The 15815-nt window shown below is 55.6% G+C and carries 15 protein-coding genes; 10 read left to right on the top strand and 5 right to left on the bottom strand.

Features of this window, described 5'->3' with window-relative positions; all coding sequences use genetic code 11:
• Nucleotides 1–18: 18 nt before the first annotated feature.
• The 5 genes from ACIRQ6_RS11715 (at nt 19) to glmM (ending at nt 6759) form a co-directional block, all read left to right on the top strand.
• The gene (locus ACIRQ6_RS11715) at nt 19–2577 is read left to right on the top strand and encodes a putative PEP-binding protein (protein WP_420860771.1); all 2559 of its coding nucleotides are present in this window, start codon (nt 19–21) and stop codon (nt 2575–2577) included.
• A gap of 219 nt (nt 2578–2796) precedes the next feature.
• Nucleotides 2797–3405, top strand: a complete 609-nt coding sequence (locus ACIRQ6_RS11710; RefSeq protein ID WP_420860770.1) for a cell wall hydrolase — start codon at nt 2797–2799, stop codon at nt 3403–3405.
• 63 nt (nt 3406–3468) lie between these two features.
• Nucleotides 3469–4383, top strand: coding sequence for a dihydroneopterin aldolase (locus ACIRQ6_RS11705; protein ID WP_420860769.1), 915 nt, complete (start codon nt 3469–3471; stop codon nt 4381–4383).
• Nucleotides 4384–4406: 23 nt separating this feature from the next.
• Nucleotides 4407–5429: a dihydropteroate synthase gene (folP, locus tag ACIRQ6_RS11700; RefSeq protein ID WP_420860768.1), complete on the top strand. Its 1023-nt coding sequence runs from the start codon at nt 4407–4409 to the stop codon at nt 5427–5429.
• Nucleotides 5422–6759 (top strand): phosphoglucosamine mutase, encoded by a 1338-nt coding sequence (gene glmM, locus ACIRQ6_RS11695; RefSeq protein WP_420860767.1) that lies wholly within the window; start codon nt 5422–5424, stop codon nt 6757–6759. Before folP ends, glmM begins: the two co-directional genes overlap by 8 nt.
• Here glmM and ACIRQ6_RS11690 read toward each other — a convergent pair.
• The 3 genes from ACIRQ6_RS11690 to ilvC form a co-directional block, all read right to left on the bottom strand.
• Nucleotides 6756–7688: a DMT family transporter gene (locus ACIRQ6_RS11690; RefSeq protein WP_420860766.1), complete on the bottom strand. Its 933-nt coding sequence runs from the start codon at nt 7686–7688 to the stop codon at nt 6756–6758. The genes glmM and ACIRQ6_RS11690 overlap by 4 nt on opposite strands.
• Nucleotides 7685–8587 carry a DMT family transporter gene (locus ACIRQ6_RS11685; protein ID WP_420860765.1) on the bottom strand — a complete coding sequence of 301 codons (903 nt, stop codon included), beginning with the start codon at nt 8585–8587 and terminating at the stop codon, nt 7685–7687. The genes ACIRQ6_RS11690 and ACIRQ6_RS11685 overlap by 4 nt, the downstream gene beginning before the upstream one ends.
• Nucleotides 8588–8772: 185 nt before the next feature.
• Complete coding sequence (gene ilvC, locus ACIRQ6_RS11680; protein WP_420860764.1) at nt 8773–9795, bottom strand: ketol-acid reductoisomerase; 1023 nt, start codon at nt 9793–9795, stop codon at nt 8773–8775.
• A 134-nt stretch (nt 9796–9929) separates the two neighbouring features.
• Between ilvC and ACIRQ6_RS11675 the strand changes: the two genes are divergently transcribed.
• The 5 genes from ACIRQ6_RS11675 to ACIRQ6_RS11655 all read left to right on the top strand — a co-directional run bounded on the left by ACIRQ6_RS11675 (nt 9930) and on the right by ACIRQ6_RS11655 (nt 13878).
• Nucleotides 9930–10385, top strand: coding sequence for an Lrp/AsnC family transcriptional regulator (locus tag ACIRQ6_RS11675; protein ID WP_420860763.1), 456 nt, complete (start codon nt 9930–9932; stop codon nt 10383–10385).
• Entirely contained in the window at nt 10382–10843 is a 462-nt protein-coding gene (locus ACIRQ6_RS11670) for an Lrp/AsnC family transcriptional regulator (protein ID WP_420860762.1), read from the top strand. The genes ACIRQ6_RS11675 and ACIRQ6_RS11670 overlap by 4 nt, the downstream gene beginning before the upstream one ends.
• Nucleotides 10844–10910: 67 nt before the next feature.
• Nucleotides 10911–11663: a GGDEF domain-containing protein gene (locus tag ACIRQ6_RS11665; protein ID WP_420860761.1), complete on the top strand. Its 753-nt coding sequence runs from the start codon at nt 10911–10913 to the stop codon at nt 11661–11663.
• Nucleotides 11664–11858: 195 nt separating this feature from the next.
• Complete coding sequence (locus tag ACIRQ6_RS11660) at nt 11859–12587, top strand: GGDEF domain-containing protein (RefSeq protein WP_420860760.1); 729 nt, start codon at nt 11859–11861, stop codon at nt 12585–12587.
• A gap of 163 nt (nt 12588–12750) precedes the next feature.
• Nucleotides 12751–13878, top strand: coding sequence for an aminotransferase class V-fold PLP-dependent enzyme (locus ACIRQ6_RS11655; RefSeq protein ID WP_420860759.1), 1128 nt, complete (start codon nt 12751–12753; stop codon nt 13876–13878).
• Here the strand turns inward: ACIRQ6_RS11655 and ACIRQ6_RS11650 are convergent.
• The gene (locus tag ACIRQ6_RS11650) at nt 13866–15071 is read right to left on the bottom strand and encodes a UbiH/UbiF family hydroxylase (protein WP_420860758.1); all 1206 of its coding nucleotides are present in this window, start codon (nt 15069–15071) and stop codon (nt 13866–13868) included. The genes ACIRQ6_RS11655 and ACIRQ6_RS11650 overlap by 13 nt on opposite strands.
• Nucleotides 15064–15756, bottom strand: coding sequence for a pyrimidine 5'-nucleotidase (locus ACIRQ6_RS11645; protein WP_420860756.1), 693 nt, complete (start codon nt 15754–15756; stop codon nt 15064–15066). The genes ACIRQ6_RS11650 and ACIRQ6_RS11645 overlap by 8 nt, the downstream gene beginning before the upstream one ends.
• Nucleotides 15757–15815: the final 59 nt, after the last annotated feature.

Genomic DNA, 15815 nt, shown 5'->3' with positions numbered 1-15815 from the left:
ACGCCGCAGCGCAGCAAAATGCAAAAACATAGCGATTTCAAAGACTTCACTCTGATCACCCCAACGGCAGCTATGTCAGCTGACACGTACGGTGGACGGGCAAAGTGTCTACAAAGGTTGATACGACTGGAAATGCCGGTCCCTACAACCATTGCGTTATCGTTTGCGTGCGTCAAAGGAATTGCCGCAGGACAGATGCCGGAAACCTCGGTTTTACTGTCACCTTTTGGGCAATCGCCTCTGTTGTCAGTCCGTCCGTCGAGCCAAGACAAAGACTGGGGCGGCCCCAGTGCTATCCTCAACATAGGGATGAACGACGCGCGGCATGTTGAGTTGATCAACAGGTTGGGGGATCCGCTGGCAGACAGGCTCTATCAGCGGTTTATTCGGTCTTATGCGATCCACGTGGCCCGTCTGGACCCCGATGATTTCGAACTGCCCGAAACACCGAACCGGGACACCATTAAAGCCGCTTTGGATGCTTTTGATTCCGAGGCAGGCACACCGTTTCCGCAAAATCCACAGGTGCAACTGGCCGAAGTTTTGCGATCCATGGCGCGGGCTTGGGAAGGCACCACAGCGCGGCTGTTGCGGCAGGCTAAAGGCGCGCCGGCTGATGCGGGCCTGGGCTTGGTCATCCAGTCTATGGCCTTGGGACTGGGCAAAGCTGAAAGCGGGTCAGGCGTGATCCAATTCGTTGACGAAATCACCGGTGAGCCTTTGGTCAAAGGCCGTTACTTGCCGCAATCGCAAGGCCGTGATGCGCTGCAGGCCGATATGCCGTCGATGTATTTGACCAAGGACAGTCGCGGCGCGTCCTTGGAAGAGAAATTACCGAATGTTTTTGGTGATTTGTTGCGCCATGGCGCGCAGGGGCGTCAATTTTTGCGCGAAGAAATGCAAATGGAGTTTTGCATCCAAGACGGCGAATTGCTGATCCTTGACAGCGTGCGCTTGCCACGTTCCAGCCAAGCGGCCGTGCGTATCGCCGTCGCCTTGGCCGATGATGGCGTTATTGCCCAACCCGAGGCCGTCTTGCGGGTGGAACCGCGCGCTTTGAACGAGTTGTTGCACCGCCAAGTGGCTTCAACCGCCACACGTGACCCAATTGCCCGTGGGATCCCGGCCAGCCCCGGTGCGGCCTGCGGTAAATTGGTCTTTTCCGGGACTGATGCCCAAGCCCATGCAGCCCAGGAAGAAGCCTGCATTTTGGTACGCCCGGAAACCACCCCTGAGGATATTCGCGGTATGCACGCAGCCCAAGCTGTGGTTACGGAACGCGGCGGTATGACCAGCCACGCGGCGGTGATCGGGCGCGGTCTGGGCTTGCCTTGCATCGTCGGCGTCAGCAATTGGACGTTGGATGTCGGCGCCAAGACCATCACCACAGCCGACGGGCGCGTGTTTAGCGAGGGTGATCTGGTCACGGTTGATGGCACCAAGGGCGAGGTTTTGGCAGGCCAAGTTCCCATGCGTGAGGCCGCACTTGATAATACGTTCCAGACCTTGCTTGGCTGGGCCGATCAGTTTCGCGATATCGGTGTGCGCGCCAATGCAGACACGCCCGCAGATGCTGTAACGGCCCGCAATTTTGCGGCCGAGGGCATTGGTCTTTGTCGCACAGAACACATGTTCTTTGAAGCTGACCGGATGTCGGTGATGCGCGAGATGATCTTTGCGGACAGTCCTGAAGATCGCAAAGCATCCTTGGATCGTTTGTTGCCCATGCAACGGGCTGATTTCCTGCAGCTCTTTGATATTATGCAAGGACTACCCGTTTGCATTCGTCTGTTTGATCCGCCACTGCACGAGTTTTTGCCCTCCTCCCGCGAGGGGATGCGTGAACTGGCCGAGGCGCTGGATCTTGCCCTGTCGGATGTGACACGACGCGTGGAAGCCGTGTCCGAGTTCAATCCGATGTTGGGCATGCGGGGCGTGCGTTTGGGCCTGACCATCCCCGAGATTTACGATGTCCAATCCCGCGCGATTTTTGAAGCGACCATTGCTGCGGCCCGCAAAGGCATGGTGATTGTGCCCGAGATTATGATCCCATTGGTCAGTGCCAAACGGGAAGTGGAAATCGTCAAAAAGCGTATCGAAGCTGTCGCCGCAGCCGTGCGGACAGAAACCGGCGCCGACTTTGATTTCAAACTGGGCGTCATGGTTGAAACACCGCGCGCTGCCTTGCGCGCCGGTGACATCGCGCAGCACGCGACGTTCCTGAGTTTTGGGACCAACGATTTGACCCAAATGACCTATGGTCTGTCGCGCGATGATGCGGGGCGTTTTATGTCCTCCTATGTGCAGCAGGGTGTTTATCCTGAGGATCCCTTTCACACTTTGGATAAGGACGGTGTGGGCGAGCTTTTGCAAATAGGCGCTGAACGGGGGCGGGCTGCGCGGGCTGATGTGACCCTGTCTATTTGCGGCGAACATGGCGGAACCGAGGACAGCATCCAGTTCTGCCGGGCTGCCGGGTTTGACTATGTGTCGTGTTCACCGTTTCGGGTGCCCGTGGCACGACTGGCGGCGGCCCAATTGGCGTTGCGCGACAGCCTTAAAGACAGAAAAACCTGATAGACCAACCCTTTGCACGACGTGCTTGATTTAGCGTTTTTGCCCTGCGCCAATCTGGCTCAAGGGGCAAAACTGGACGCAAACTTAATTTTACATTAAGAACACCTTCAGTTTGAAGGGGCTGCCACTGCTTCGCTAATTGGGTGGGATATGTTTTTTAAAGGTTTCGATTTGAAAGCTTGGTGCGCTTGCGCCTTGTTAATAGGCTCTTTTTTAGGGGTGGCACCTGCTGCTTTGGCACAGGACCCCGAGGTTGAAGTACAACTGGCAAGCCTTTTAAAAGCCGATAGAATCGCTGTGTCGAAACTGGACAAAGTCCGTCTGGACGAGCTCAGCTTGGCGCCGCGCACATCTTTGGCGCCGGTTGCCCGCCCGCACAATTTCATTTCGGTTCAGTACACTAAGGATTGGGTCTCTCAGCAGCCAAAGCCGCGTGGTGATGCCCAATGGCGGTGCTTGGCAGAGGCGCTGTATTTCGAAGCACGTGGCGAAAGCATCAAAGGCCAGTTTGCAGTGGCCGAAGTCATTTTGAACCGCGTTAAAAGCCGTAGGTTTCCGAACACTGTATGCGGTGTGATCAATCAAGGCACAGGGCGCAAGTTCGCCTGTCAGTTTACATATACCTGTGACGGCCGCAAAGAAGTGATCAACGAACCGCGGGCCTTCGAGCGTGTGGGTAAGATCGCTCGTACAATGCTAGACGGCGCGCCTAAGCGTCTGACATTTGGCGCGACCCATTATCATACCAAGTCGGTCAATCCGCGCTGGGCGCGCGTATTCCCACGGACTTCGACCATCGGCTACCACCACTTCTACAAACAATCTTAAATTCACTGCTTGGTCCGGCAGCAACCCTGTTGTAAGCGGGCACATCTGCTGTGGTGAGGGCCTATGACCAGTGAAATAGAAATGGCGTTTGCGCATCCTTCGGCGCGCTCTGAGGCAATGTCGCCTGACGTTCTGGACCGGATTTCGGTGCGAGATCACGTGGTCCATGTGGAAATTGGCGCGTTTCAGGCAGAACGGGGGACCACCCAGCGGGTACGGTTCAATGTCGTGGTAGAGGTTTATCCACTGGCCGACGATGCGGCCGATGATGTTGACCGGATCCTGTCCTACGATTGTGTGACAGAGGCGATCACCGCCCAGTTGGCTGATGGTCGTTTGAACCTGCTTGAAACCCTCGCTGAAAACATAGCGGATCAGATTTTGGTGCAACCCCAAGCAGCCCGTGTGTTTGTCCGGATTGAAAAGCTGGACCGTGGTCCCGGAAATTTGGGTGTTGAGATTATGCGCAGCAGGGCTGACGCAGGCCAGATCGGAACTGCCCTGACCGTGCAACCCATCGTTATGTTCGTGCCTTTCGGTACAATGCACAACAGCGATTTGGGTGCTTGGCTTGACCATTTTGACGTCTCGCAAACCCCGGTTATTTTGGTCACCGAGGCGGCGCCGGATCAAAGCCCACAGTGTGGTGACACGCTGTTGCAGCGGCGCATTGACCTGTTGTCGATAGATCAAAGCGCCTGTGTTTTGGCGGCTTATGATCCCCGGATCCAAGTTGTTGGCAGCCTGACGGAACTGGATTGGGGCCTGAAGAACCACCAAATCAGCGTTTGGGCCCCCTCCAAAATTGTAGCCGACGTCATAGAGGGCGCACCGGAAAGGATCACAGATCCGATGGACATGGTGCAGTGGTTTGCTAAGCGCCTCACGGCCTCGGCGGTTTGGGGGCTGGGGACGCCCCAGCAATCGGATGGGGCTTATGAGGTCAATTGGCTGACCGAACCACCCACGGATCACTAATCTGTAAATGAGGGGGATGTTTTATGCCGTCTGAATACTATCGTCCGCTTTTGCAAACGGATATGGCCCGACCAAATGACGCTGTCACGCTGGCCTCGGGGTGGACATGGTTTAACCGGGTCGAGATTTTGACGCGCAGCGCTGATCCTGTCCAAATACCCGCCGCAGATTTGCCGGTGCCGGTCTTGAAGGCCCTCAGCGCCCCGCGCGCGGCCTGTGCTGGGCTGGATTGGACCCGACCGAACCTAATGGGCATCGTGAACACCACTCCTGATAGCTTTTCCGACGGTGGTGCGTTTTTGGCCACCAATGATGCCGTGACCCAAGCAACGCGCCTGAAAGAAGAAGGCGCTGATATCCTCGATATTGGGGGAGAAAGTACCCGCCCGGGGGCCGAAACCGTCGATAGTGCGCAAGAAGTCGCCCGCACCCAACCAGTCATTGCTGCGTTGACAAAAGCTGGCGTTGGCCCGATTTCAATCGACACCCGTAAGGCCGTTGTGGGTGCCGCGGCGGTCGAGGCTGGCGCGCAGATGATCAATGATGTGGCCGCCTTCACCTATGACGCGACCCTGGCGGATGTGGCTGCAAAAGCCGATGTTCCGGTTTGTATCATGCATGCCAAGGGCCAGCCCAAGGACATGCAGCGCGCGCCGCAGTATTCTGATGTTTTGCTGGATGTTTATGACTTTCTTGAGGCCCGGATCGAGGCATGTCTGGCCGCTGGCATTGCGCGCGATCGCATTGTGGTCGACCCCGGTATTGGCTTTGGCAAAACCTTGGAACACAATCTGACGTTGCTGCGTGGATTGGCGGTTTTTCACGCTTTGGGATGCCCGGTTTTGCTAGGGGCCTCACGCAAACGCTTTATCGGGACCCTCACGAACACACCGGATGCGGCGGACCGCATGCCGGGCACATTGGCGGTTACGCTGCAAGGATACGCTCAGGGGGTGCAGTTGCACCGCGTGCATGATATCCTGCCCGCAAAGCAAGCCTTGGATATCACCGAGGCAGTTGTACGAGGACGCAGTGAACATGACTAAACTCTTTGGCACAGACGGGGTGCGCGGCAAGGCCAACACCTTTCCCATGACTGCCGAAATGGCGTTGAAACTGGGCGCCGCTGCAGGAAAATACTTTCGAACCGATGGTTTGAACAAGCATCGTGTCGTGATTGGCAAAGACACCCGATTGTCGGGCTACATGATCGAAAACGCCCTGACCGCTGGTCTGACAAGTACGGGGATGAATGTACTTTTGCTGGGCCCTGTACCAACCCCTGCAGTCGGGTTTCTGACGCGGTCTATGCGGGCTGATCTGGGGATTATGATTTCCGCCAGCCACAACCCGCACCATGACAACGGGATCAAGTTTTTCGGTCCTGATGGATACAAGCTGTCGGATGAAGCTGAAGCCGAGATTGAAGCCATCGTTGCAGCCGAAATTATACCAGCCCAGCCAGAAAACATCGGGCGTGCAAAACGCATTGAAGATGGGCGTGGGCGCTATGTTGAATATGCCAAGACCACTGTGGATCGTGATGTGCGCATTGCCGGTCTGAAGGTCGTGATCGATTGCGCCAATGGGGCTGCTTACAAGGCGGCACCTGATGTCTTGTGGGAATTGGGGGCTGATGTGATCCCAATAGGTGTGGGGCCAGATGGGTTCAACATTAACCGTGACTGCGGATCGACCAACACGGATACAGCCGCAGCAGCCGTGGTCGCTCATGGCGCGGATGTGGGGATCTGCTTGGACGGCGATGCCGACCGCGTGATGATTTTAGATGAAAACGGTCAGGTCGCAGATGGCGATCAGATCATGGCGATGATGGCGGCGCGTTGGGCCGAACAGGGGCGGTTGTTGTCGCACACATTGGTGGCCACGGTCATGTCCAATCTAGGGTTGGAACGCTTTTTGAACGACCGGGGAGTGGTGCTACATCGCACCGGCGTTGGGGACAGATATGTGGTCGAGGCCATGCGATCGGGCGGCTATAATCTGGGCGGTGAACAATCGGGCCATATCGTTATGACGGACTACGCGACCACGGGCGATGGGCTGATCGCCGGTCTGCAGTTCTTGGCGGAAATGGCCCGCACGAATAAACCGGCAAGCCAGCTGATCCGCAGCTTTGAGCCGGTGCCGCAACTTCTAAAGAATGTGCGTTATGAAGGGGCTGACCCATTGCTGACCACTTCGGTGCAAGACAGCATCAAGGCGGCTGAGGCGGCCTTGGTTGGATCGGGGCGCTTGCTCATTCGTAAATCGGGGACCGAGCCTTTGGTCCGCGTTATGGCCGAATGTGAGGATCCTGATTTGCTGGTGCAGGTCGTCGACAGCGTCGTGGCCGAGGTGGCAGCCGCTGTTTAATTACGTCGCAACATGCTGATAAGGCTGCGCGATTGGCTGATGCCGATACCTGTGAGGATGAGTGCCAAGGCCAGAAATACGTTCTGCGGCAAGCTTTCGTTCATCAACGTAACGCCAAATATAACCGACCAAACGGGCACCTGATAACTGGTCAGGCTCATAAACAGGGAGCCTGCAGTTGTGACCACGCGCACACGGATAACAGCCGCCAAAGCTGTCGGGAAAAGAGCTGCAAAAAGAATGGCTTGCGTTGGCTTTGCAGGCCAACTGCTGGGCCAGCCATCAAACCATAGGGCCAGCGGAACCAAAATTGCAGAAGCGACACACAGCGTTGCACTGGCCAATGTGATCGGCGGCATCGTTGGCGCGCGTCGTGTTACGACAGATCCGATTGCATAGCCGCAGGCTGCGATAATGCAGGCCGCACCTCCCCAAAACCCAAATGCGTTTGCAGTGCCTCCAAACGCCGATGGTCCGATCAGCAAGCATAATCCGCAAAACCCCAAAACAATGCCAAACACGCGGCGCGGTCCGATGCCTTCCTCTGGGGAGAACACATAGACAAGGGGCAGCACCAGCAATGGAACGGCCCCCATGGCCACACCGGCAAGGGCTGAGGGGACGAACTGTTGCCCCCAACTGAGCAATGTCAGAGGGGCTGCGATCGAGACGGTCCCTAGGATCACGGCAAACCGCCAGCCCAATGACCCCGCATCGCGGCTGACCCGCCCAATCCCTTGGCCAAGGATCTGACCAATGATCAACAGGCAAAGCGCGGCGATAGAGACGCGGAGGGCTGCGACTGTAAGGGGGGCAAACCCGTCCAACGCCAATCGCACAGACATAAAGGCCCCGCCCCAAATCATGCCCAAGACGATGATCAACAGCCAGTTCAAAAGACCGGGGTTCTGGGGGGTCGGTTGGGTCATGCGGGCCGGTTAAAATTCCGCCGACCAGATTGACTGATCAAAAGCCCTGCCAAAATAAGACCGAAGGCGATCAAAAAGTTTGGCGGCAGGGTTTCGGATAAAAAGGTCACGCCAAAGATCAATGACCAGACAGGCACTTGGTAATTCACCTGCACCATAAAAGTGGGGCCTGCGCTTTGGATAACCTGCACCAGTAAAAGCGTCGCCAAAGCTGTGGGGAAAAGCGCCAAAAAGGCCAGCGCACCGGCAGCGGTCACTGTGATCTGGTTTGGGATCCCCTCAAAGGCCAGCGCCAGCGGAAAGGATATGCAAGCCCCCACCAGCAACCCGCCTGCGCTAAACGACATTTGTGGGATCTTGGGGGACAAACGCGTCAGGATTGATCCCACTGCATAACACGCGGCGGCTGCAACACAGGCAAGCTTGGGCAGCAGTGTTCCAGTGCTGAGGGCTGCTTGGATATCGGCGATCCCGATCAACAACAGCATGCCGCCAAAGCCCACGATAAACCCAATGATCTTGCGCGGTGGCAGGGTCTCACCGGGAACAAACAGGAACGCCAGGGGCAGCGTGAACAGCGGCACAACCGCCATAGACACACCAGCAAAGGCCGACGGCACCGATTGTTGCCCCCAGCTGAGCAGTGAAAATGGCAAAGCATTGGTGAAAATGCCCATGCCAATGATATAGATCCAAACGCGCCCAAGGGGCGGCAATCGCGCCCCCCGCGAACGCATCAAAACATAAAGTGCAATGGCCCCAAAGGTCAGCCGTCCTGCGGCCACACTCAGCGGGCCAAGACTGGTCAGTGCCAAATCCACAGCCATGAACGACGCACCCCAAATGATCCCCAATGTGATCAGGAATATCCAGTTTTTGAGGGTTGGAGTTTGTATCATTGAGGCGGTCCAAAGGGCGCTCTTGCGCAGGTTTATGCTGTGGTAACAGGCGGGCCTCAGAATGGCGATTTAAAAACAGGTCGCCTGTGTCGCAGCTGTGCGCGGAACGCGACCGGCCAGAAATGAAAACGGGCAGGGACCCTAGTGGATACCTGCCCGTACAGCTTTTGTATGCGCAATGCGGCTTAGTTTTTGGCTTTGTCGACCATTTTGCCAGCAGAAATCCAAGGCATCATGCCGCGCAGTTTCTCGCCAACTTGCTCGATCTGGTGTTCGTCATTGATGCGACGTGTCGCTTTGAATGATGGCTGGCCAACGGCATTCTCGACCATGAAGTCACGCACAAACTTACCGGTTTGGATGTCTGTCAGAACGTCTTTCATCCGTGCCTTTGTTTCAGCGTAGGGCAGAATCCGCGGTCCGGAGACGTATTCGCCGTACTCGGCTGTGTTCGAGATCGAGTAGTTCATGTTGGCGATGCCGCCTTCATAGATCAGGTCAACGATCAGTTTGGTCTCGTGCAAGCACTCGAAGTACGCCATTTCAGGCTCGTAACCTGCTTCGACCAAAGTTTCGAAACCCATGCGGATCAGTTCTACGATACCGCCGCACAAAACAGCCTGTTCGCCAAAGAGGTCGGTCTCGCATTCTTCGCGGAAGTCTGTTTCGATAATGCCGGAACGACCGCCACCGATAGCAGAACAATAGGACAGGCCGATTTCCAGTGCTTTGCCGGATGCGTTTCTGTCCACAGCAACAAGGCAAGGCACGCCGCCACCTTTGGTGTATTCGCCGCGTACGGTGTGGCCGGGGCCTTTGGGCGCCATCATGATCACGTCGATGCCTTCTTTTGGCTCAATCAGGCCAAAGTGGACATTCAAACCGTGGGCAAATGCGATCGCTGCACCTTCACGGATGTTGTCGTGAACGTATTTTTTGTAGGTGTCTGCCTGCAATTCGTCGGGCATTGTGAACATGATCACGTCAGCCCAAGCGGCTGCTTCGGCGATTTCCATAACTTTCAGGCCTTCGCCTTCGGCTTTGGCTTTTGAAGGAGAGCCGTCGCGCAAAGCGACAACAACATTTTTGGCACCACTGTCGCGCAGGTTCAGCGCGTGGGCGTGGCCCTGCGAGCCGTAGCCAAGAATGGCGACTTTGGCTTCTTTGATGAGGTTAACGTCGCAATCGCGATCATAATAAACGCGCATAGGGCGTCTCCTTTGGTTTGGTTTCGATTGATGGCACCATAGGGGGTTTTTGCGTGATTGGCAGATCACATGTGCTGGTATTTTTCCAATATTCGATGTAATCATTCGTAGAATCATAAATAAGTGGAATAATCATGCTAGAGGATGCAGATCGCCGGCTTATTCGGATGTGGCAGTCTGATCCTAGCCTCAGTGTTAGTGAATTATCAGATCAATTGGGTCAAACACCCACCAAAACCGCGCGACGCATCGATCATTTGACCCAGCAAGGGGTGATTGAAGGTCTGGGGCACGAAGTGGATTGGGCGAAACTGGGATATTCAGCCGAAGTTTCGTTGCGTGTGACTTTAGATAAAACTCAATCGCGCGCCTTTGACGATTTTATCGCGGCAGCACGAAAGGTGCCGGAAGTGATCGAAATACAGACGTTTCTAGGGCGCGTTGACGTGCGTCTGTCAGTGATTGCGCGGGACATGGCGCATTATCAGCAACTCTATCGCACGTCCATTTTGACCCTGCCGCATATCGCCGATATCGAGGCGCTCATGCAGGTTGCGGTCGTAAAATCTGACGTGGGGTTACCTTTGTGATCGATCTGGATGCTTTGGATTGGCAGTTGATCCGCGCCCTGAACGCCGATGCCACGCAAAATGCGGGGGCCCTTGGGCGCAGGCTGGGGCTAAGCCAGCCCGCAACATGGCGCCGTATTCGACGGCTGCGGAGCGAAGGTATTCTGCGGCCCAGACGGCTGAGGTTGAATGCTGAACAGGCAGGTTTTGGCGTGACCGTATTTCTGGGCGTTAAACTGGCCACCAAGGGTCGCGTCAGCCTTGAGGATTTCGAACGTGCCGCCAGCGCTATTCCCGAAGTGCAACGCGTCGATCACGTGCTTGGGCTCTATGATTATCGGCTGAGAGTTGTGGCGCAGGATCTTGCTGATTTTGAGCGGGTCTTGCGTCGCCGCGTCATGACCTTGCCCGGGGTTGGAGACGTCGAGGCGAACGTGCTGCTCAGTGAAGAGCGGCTTGCGGGGCCAATGTTGGGGTAGGCTAGAAGTTTAGACAGCTATTCACCGAATGTTTGCTTTTACGCCCTAGTACGCGGGGTATCGAACCATGTTTGAGGGTGCAATGAAGCTACGATCATCAGTTGGGGTTCACGGCTTTGCCCTGTCAATCGGCCTATTATCGCTGGTTGTGGCGCAGGTTTTGAACATCGCGGTCTTTGATCCTGAAATCTTGCCCCAAACCATGCGCGGCACAACGATCATCACTATCTGCGTGTCCGTACCCATATGCTACTTCGTAGGGTCCAAGATACGTCAAAATACCCTCCTAAGTGATGAGCTAGAGCGGATCGTAAATCGCGACCGGCTGACAGATGTAGCCACGCGCGACTACTTTTTTGATCGGATGAACGCCGCCCCCGAGGCCTATGGCGTCTCGCTGATGATCGATATTGATCACTTTAAAAATGTGAACGACACCTACGGGCATATTGCGGGTGATAAAGTGATCCGCGAGGTGGCCGATGTTCTCAAAGAAAACACGCGTTCGAAGGATATCGTTTGTCGCTTTGGTGGGGAAGAGTTCGTTATTTTCCTTGATGAGGCAGGCTTGGCAGAGGGCCATGAGGTTGCGGAACAAATTCGCTCCAACGTGCAGGCAAATACGACGCCGTCTGAAGGTGACAACATCAAGGTCACTGTCTCGATTGGAGGGTCCCTAAAGGACGCCGCGCGGGATCTAGACGAGTCGATTAAATTGGCCGACGCCGCCCTCTATCGCGCCAAAGAGGCGGGGCGGAACCAAACTGTTTTTCCACCGCGCGCAGACCGCCGGGAGAACGCGACGGGGGCATATAGCTAAGCATGGGCAACGCGCCTTTATGAGCGCAGATTGCCCGGTGACAGAGTCCCGCAGGCTACTGATCAAATGCCGCGAATTAGAACTATTGGGCGTATTGATGCCGCACTTGTGTAATCAAAAAACAATTAACTTGACCCAAGGTCAATCTGATCAGTGTGGCTCAGCCACCAACCTAAGCGGGATTTTGATTAACTCATGAAAATTCGTTCTCTATCAGATGTCTGGCTGTTTGCGATTGGCACGACCATTTGTCTTATGGCCGTCGTCGGCGCGCTCATTATGTGGATTTATCCGCGTGAAGACTGGTGGTGGGAAATCCCGTTGAGTATGTCAATTACAGGAATTTTGACCCTCCCAACCTGCGTTATGGTGGCCCGCAGCCAGCTCCATATTTTCAAGTTAAACATGGAGTTGCAGGCCATCGTTGATCGCGACAGGCTAACAGACGTTGCAACGCGCGACTATTTTTTTGACCGAATGAAGGCTGAACCGCATGCCTATGGCGTTTCCCTAATGGTCGATATCGATCATTTTAAGTCAGTCAACGACACCTATGGCCACTATGCAGGCGATGCGGTCATTCAACATGTGGCCAGACTGATCAAAGCGCAAACTCAGCCCCAAGATATCGTTTGTCGATTTGGCGGAGAAGAGTTTGTGATTTTCCTACACCAAGCCGATTTAAGCGAAGGCAATTCAATCGCCGAGAAAATTCGCACTGATATTGAGGCCAATCCAGCTATGTCGGATGGCGCGCAAATCTCGGTGACGGTTTCCATCGGTGGATCACTCAAAGAGGCCGCACAATCTGTGGATGCCTCAATTAAACTGGCTGATACGGCGCTTTACCGGGCCAAAGAAACCGGTCGAAACAAAATTGTTTTTCCTCTGGATATGGTTCGGGCCGACCGCAAAAAAGCCTAATCCCTTTGCTGTTGCATGCAGGTCCTTTGCACCGTGATCGGTCCTTGCACGTGCGGCCCTGGACCTGCGGCATTGTGAAACGCTTGGGCCGGTATACCAAAGAAGACTTTGCAAATTGATGCTACTGGCCTTACCCAAACCCAAATGAAACGGGGGGGTGGCCATGGGCGCGCTTTTAGACACGATCGATCCAAACGGACTGGAAGAATTTTCAGTGGTCTTTACAGACAGATCACTAAACAGCATGAGTGCCAAATTCGGCGACGTGATGCGCGATATTTCGGGCATGCTCAAAGACGTTTATAACGCGGACGCAGTGGCAATTGTTCCGGGCGGCGGCACCTTTGCCATGGAAGCCGTGGCGCGCCAGTTCGCCAACGACACGCACGCCTTTGTTGTGCGCAACGGTTGGTTTTCCTACCGCTGGAGCCAGATTTTTGAGGCGGGCCATTTCGCGGCAAAAACCACAGTGATGAAGGCCCGCCAGACCGGCAACGGTGCGCAGGCCCCCTTTGCGCCAGCCCCGATAGACGAGGTCATGGCCCAGATCCGTGAGGCGAAACCGGACGTGGTTTTTGCCCCGCATGTGGAAACATCGGCGGGTGTGATTTTGCCGGATGACTATATCAGTGCCCTTGCCGCGGCCGCCCATGAGGTTGGCGCGCTGATGGTGCTCGATTGTATCGCGTCGGGCTGTGCATGGGTCGATATGAAGGCAACCGGTGTGGATGTGCTGATCTCTGCCCCGCAAAAGGGCTGGTCCAGCACACCGTCGGCTGGCCTTGTGATGATGTCCGAGCGGGCTAAGGCGCGCCTGTCTGACACCCACTCCAACAGCTTTGCTATCGATCTGGCGAAATGGGCCAGCATCATGGATATTTATGAGGGCGGTGGCCATGCTTATCATGCCACAATGCCCACAGATGGTCTGACGGCCTTTCGCGACACGATGCTGGAAACGCGCGAGTTTGGTTTTGACAAACTGGCTGAGGCGCAATGGGCGCTGGGCACAGGCGTGCGCAAAATGTTGTCGGACAAGGGCGTCGTTTCTGTCGCCGCAGAAGGCTTTGGCGCGCCAGGCGTCGTGGTCAGCTATACATCTGACCCTGAGATCAAGTCAGGTGCTAAATTCGCCGCCCACGGCATGCAGATCGCTGCTGGTGTGCCCTTGCAATGCGACGAACCGGCGGATTTCCAAACCTTCCGCTTGGGCCTCTTTGGCCTCGACAAACTGTATGATGTTCCAGCAACGCTGGCGCGTCTCAAGCGGGTTGTTGATCAGGTGCTCTGACTGGTTCCCAAGCCAAGCTTCATCAAGGTTTTGCGCACGGGTCCAGCCGCGTGCAAGCCTTGCAATCCCAGCGCCCGCAGGTCTCGCATAGGTTGGGCCGACATCATCGATGCGCGGTTAAGGGCATCCACGCCTGTCACCCTTAGCTTGACCTCGCTGTATCGCGATTTGTGATACCTTTCCAAAAGAGCTGCGTCGCCTGCATCTGGCGCCTCTTGAGCCAGTGCCAATAGGCTGGCCACATCTCCAAGGCTCATATTGAGTCCTTGGGCCCCGATGGGTGGCACTACATGTGCGGCTTCGGCAATCAGGGCCACACGTTGGCCATGGAATTGATCTGCAATTTGACTGATAATTGGCCAAATGCTGCGATCCGAGGCCAGCGTCAGAGGCCCCAAAACATGGCAGGATCGCTCGGACATTGCGGCCTCAAAATCAGACGGATCCATCTCAAATAACCGCTGCGCGTTCGGCCCACTTTCCATCCAAACCACCGCCGAGGATGGACGCCCCTTATGATCGGGCAGGGGTACAAGGGTGAATGGCCCTCCGGTCCGGTGGATTTCGGTCGAAACCTGTTCATGAGGGATGGGATGCGTGACCGCGAAAGCCAACGCTTTTTGTCCGTAGCGCTTTGTCTGAACATCAATCCCGACGGCCTGTCGCACAAAGGACGCCCGGCCGTCTGCGGCGATGATCAGTTTTGCACGGATCTGAGTGCTATCTGACAGCGTAGCCAGGACATGGGATTGGCGTGTCAGCACAGCTTTGGTGGCGCACCCTGATCGAAAGTCGACGGTGTCCAATTGGGTTAGTGCTGCGACCATCTCACGGCGCAGCAACCAATTTGGCACATTCCAGCCAAAGGGGCGATCCGAGATATCGGTGGCCACAAAATCCTTGGTCAGACGCGCCTCCCCGTTGGCCCCACCGGCGTCAATGATCCGCATGACGTCTAAGGGGCTGGCGTGATCGTCAAGGCGGGACCAAAGGCCAATATGATCCAAAAAATCCCGAGCAGGCTGTAACAGCGCCGTAGACCGTAGGTCGGCGCCAGCCGTGTCGCGATCTACAACCGGGGGCGTGGGATCCACGCAAATGGTTTTGAACCCCGCCTGTCCAAATGCATAGGCCGCTGCCAGTCCGGCGATGCCGCCGCCGGACACTAAAATATCTGTCTCGATCTTATTCATGAGCCATAGGTAGGTCCGGCATGGCGTTTGGAAAAGCCTGATTGATGACCTGCGACAAGAAATCCGTCAGGTCGCTGGTGTGAAAGTGGATATGGTCATGGTCGGCCTGAACTGGTGCCACATGGACTGTGCCCATCCCCATGGCGTGGGGTACTTGCAGGTTGCGAATGTCATCCTCGAACATCACGGCTGTGGCTGGATCAAACTGAGCCTTTGAAAACACGGTTTCAAAGGCCACGCGACTGGGTTTGGGGTGCCAGTCTGCGTGTTCAACCCCGTAAACGCTCTCAAACAACCCTGACAGTCCACGAGCCTCTAGGACCCGGCGTGCATAGGGCGCAGAGCCGTTTGTATAGATAATTTTGCGTCCCGGCAGGGCGGAAATATAAGCGGCTAACGCTGGATCCCTATGCAAAACACTGAAATCAATATCATGCACCGCGGTCATGTAAGGCTCGGGGGGCATGTCGTTGCAGTGCATCAAGCCAGCCAAAGTAGTGCCGTAATCGCGCCAATAGCTGGCGCGCAGTTGATCGGCTTCGTCTTGGCTAACCTTCAGAAAGTCCGCCACAAATTCCCGCATTTTCATTTCGATCTGATCAAAAAGGGCGGATGATGCGGGATAGAGCGTGTTGTCGAGGTCAAAGACCCATGTCCGAACAGCTTGGAAAGATGATAAGTTCATAGTAATTTTTTAGAGTGATCCCGGAGTTTCGCCAACTGTAATACTTGATTGACATGCGT

This window comes from Algirhabdus cladophorae (genome assembly GCF_044772865.1).
GTDB classification, from domain to species: Bacteria; Pseudomonadota; Alphaproteobacteria; order Rhodobacterales; family Rhodobacteraceae; genus Algirhabdus; species Algirhabdus cladophorae.
The sequence above is the reverse complement of the archived record's forward strand: the minus strand, read 5'-3'. Positions and strand labels throughout refer to the sequence as shown.

Coding starts and splice junctions, on each gene's coding strand:
- ACIRQ6_RS11715 (WP_420860771.1), top strand. CDS start 19: ATGCAAAAACATAGCGATTTCAAAGACTTCACTCTGATCACCCCAACG.
- ACIRQ6_RS11705 (WP_420860769.1), top strand. CDS start 3,469: ATGACCAGTGAAATAGAAATGGCGTTTGCGCATCCTTCGGCGCGCTCT.
- folP (WP_420860768.1), top strand. CDS start 4,407: ATGCCGTCTGAATACTATCGTCCGCTTTTGCAAACGGATATGGCCCGA.
- glmM (WP_420860767.1), top strand. CDS start 5,422: ATGACTAAACTCTTTGGCACAGACGGGGTGCGCGGCAAGGCCAACACC.
- ACIRQ6_RS11690 (WP_420860766.1), bottom strand. CDS start 7,688: ATGACCCAACCGACCCCCCAGAACCCCGGTCTTTTGAACTGGCTGTTG.
- ACIRQ6_RS11685 (WP_420860765.1), bottom strand. CDS start 8,587: ATGATACAAACTCCAACCCTCAAAAACTGGATATTCCTGATCACATTG.
- ilvC (WP_420860764.1), bottom strand. CDS start 9,795: ATGCGCGTTTATTATGATCGCGATTGCGACGTTAACCTCATCAAAGAA.
- ACIRQ6_RS11675 (WP_420860763.1), top strand. CDS start 9,930: ATGCTAGAGGATGCAGATCGCCGGCTTATTCGGATGTGGCAGTCTGAT.
- ACIRQ6_RS11665 (WP_420860761.1), top strand. CDS start 10,911: ATGTTTGAGGGTGCAATGAAGCTACGATCATCAGTTGGGGTTCACGGC.
- ACIRQ6_RS11660 (WP_420860760.1), top strand. CDS start 11,859: ATGAAAATTCGTTCTCTATCAGATGTCTGGCTGTTTGCGATTGGCACG.
- ACIRQ6_RS11655 (WP_420860759.1), top strand. CDS start 12,751: ATGGGCGCGCTTTTAGACACGATCGATCCAAACGGACTGGAAGAATTT.
- ACIRQ6_RS11650 (WP_420860758.1), bottom strand. CDS start 15,071: ATGAATAAGATCGAGACAGATATTTTAGTGTCCGGCGGCGGCATCGCC.
- ACIRQ6_RS11645 (WP_420860756.1), bottom strand. CDS start 15,756: ATGAACTTATCATCTTTCCAAGCTGTTCGGACATGGGTCTTTGACCTC.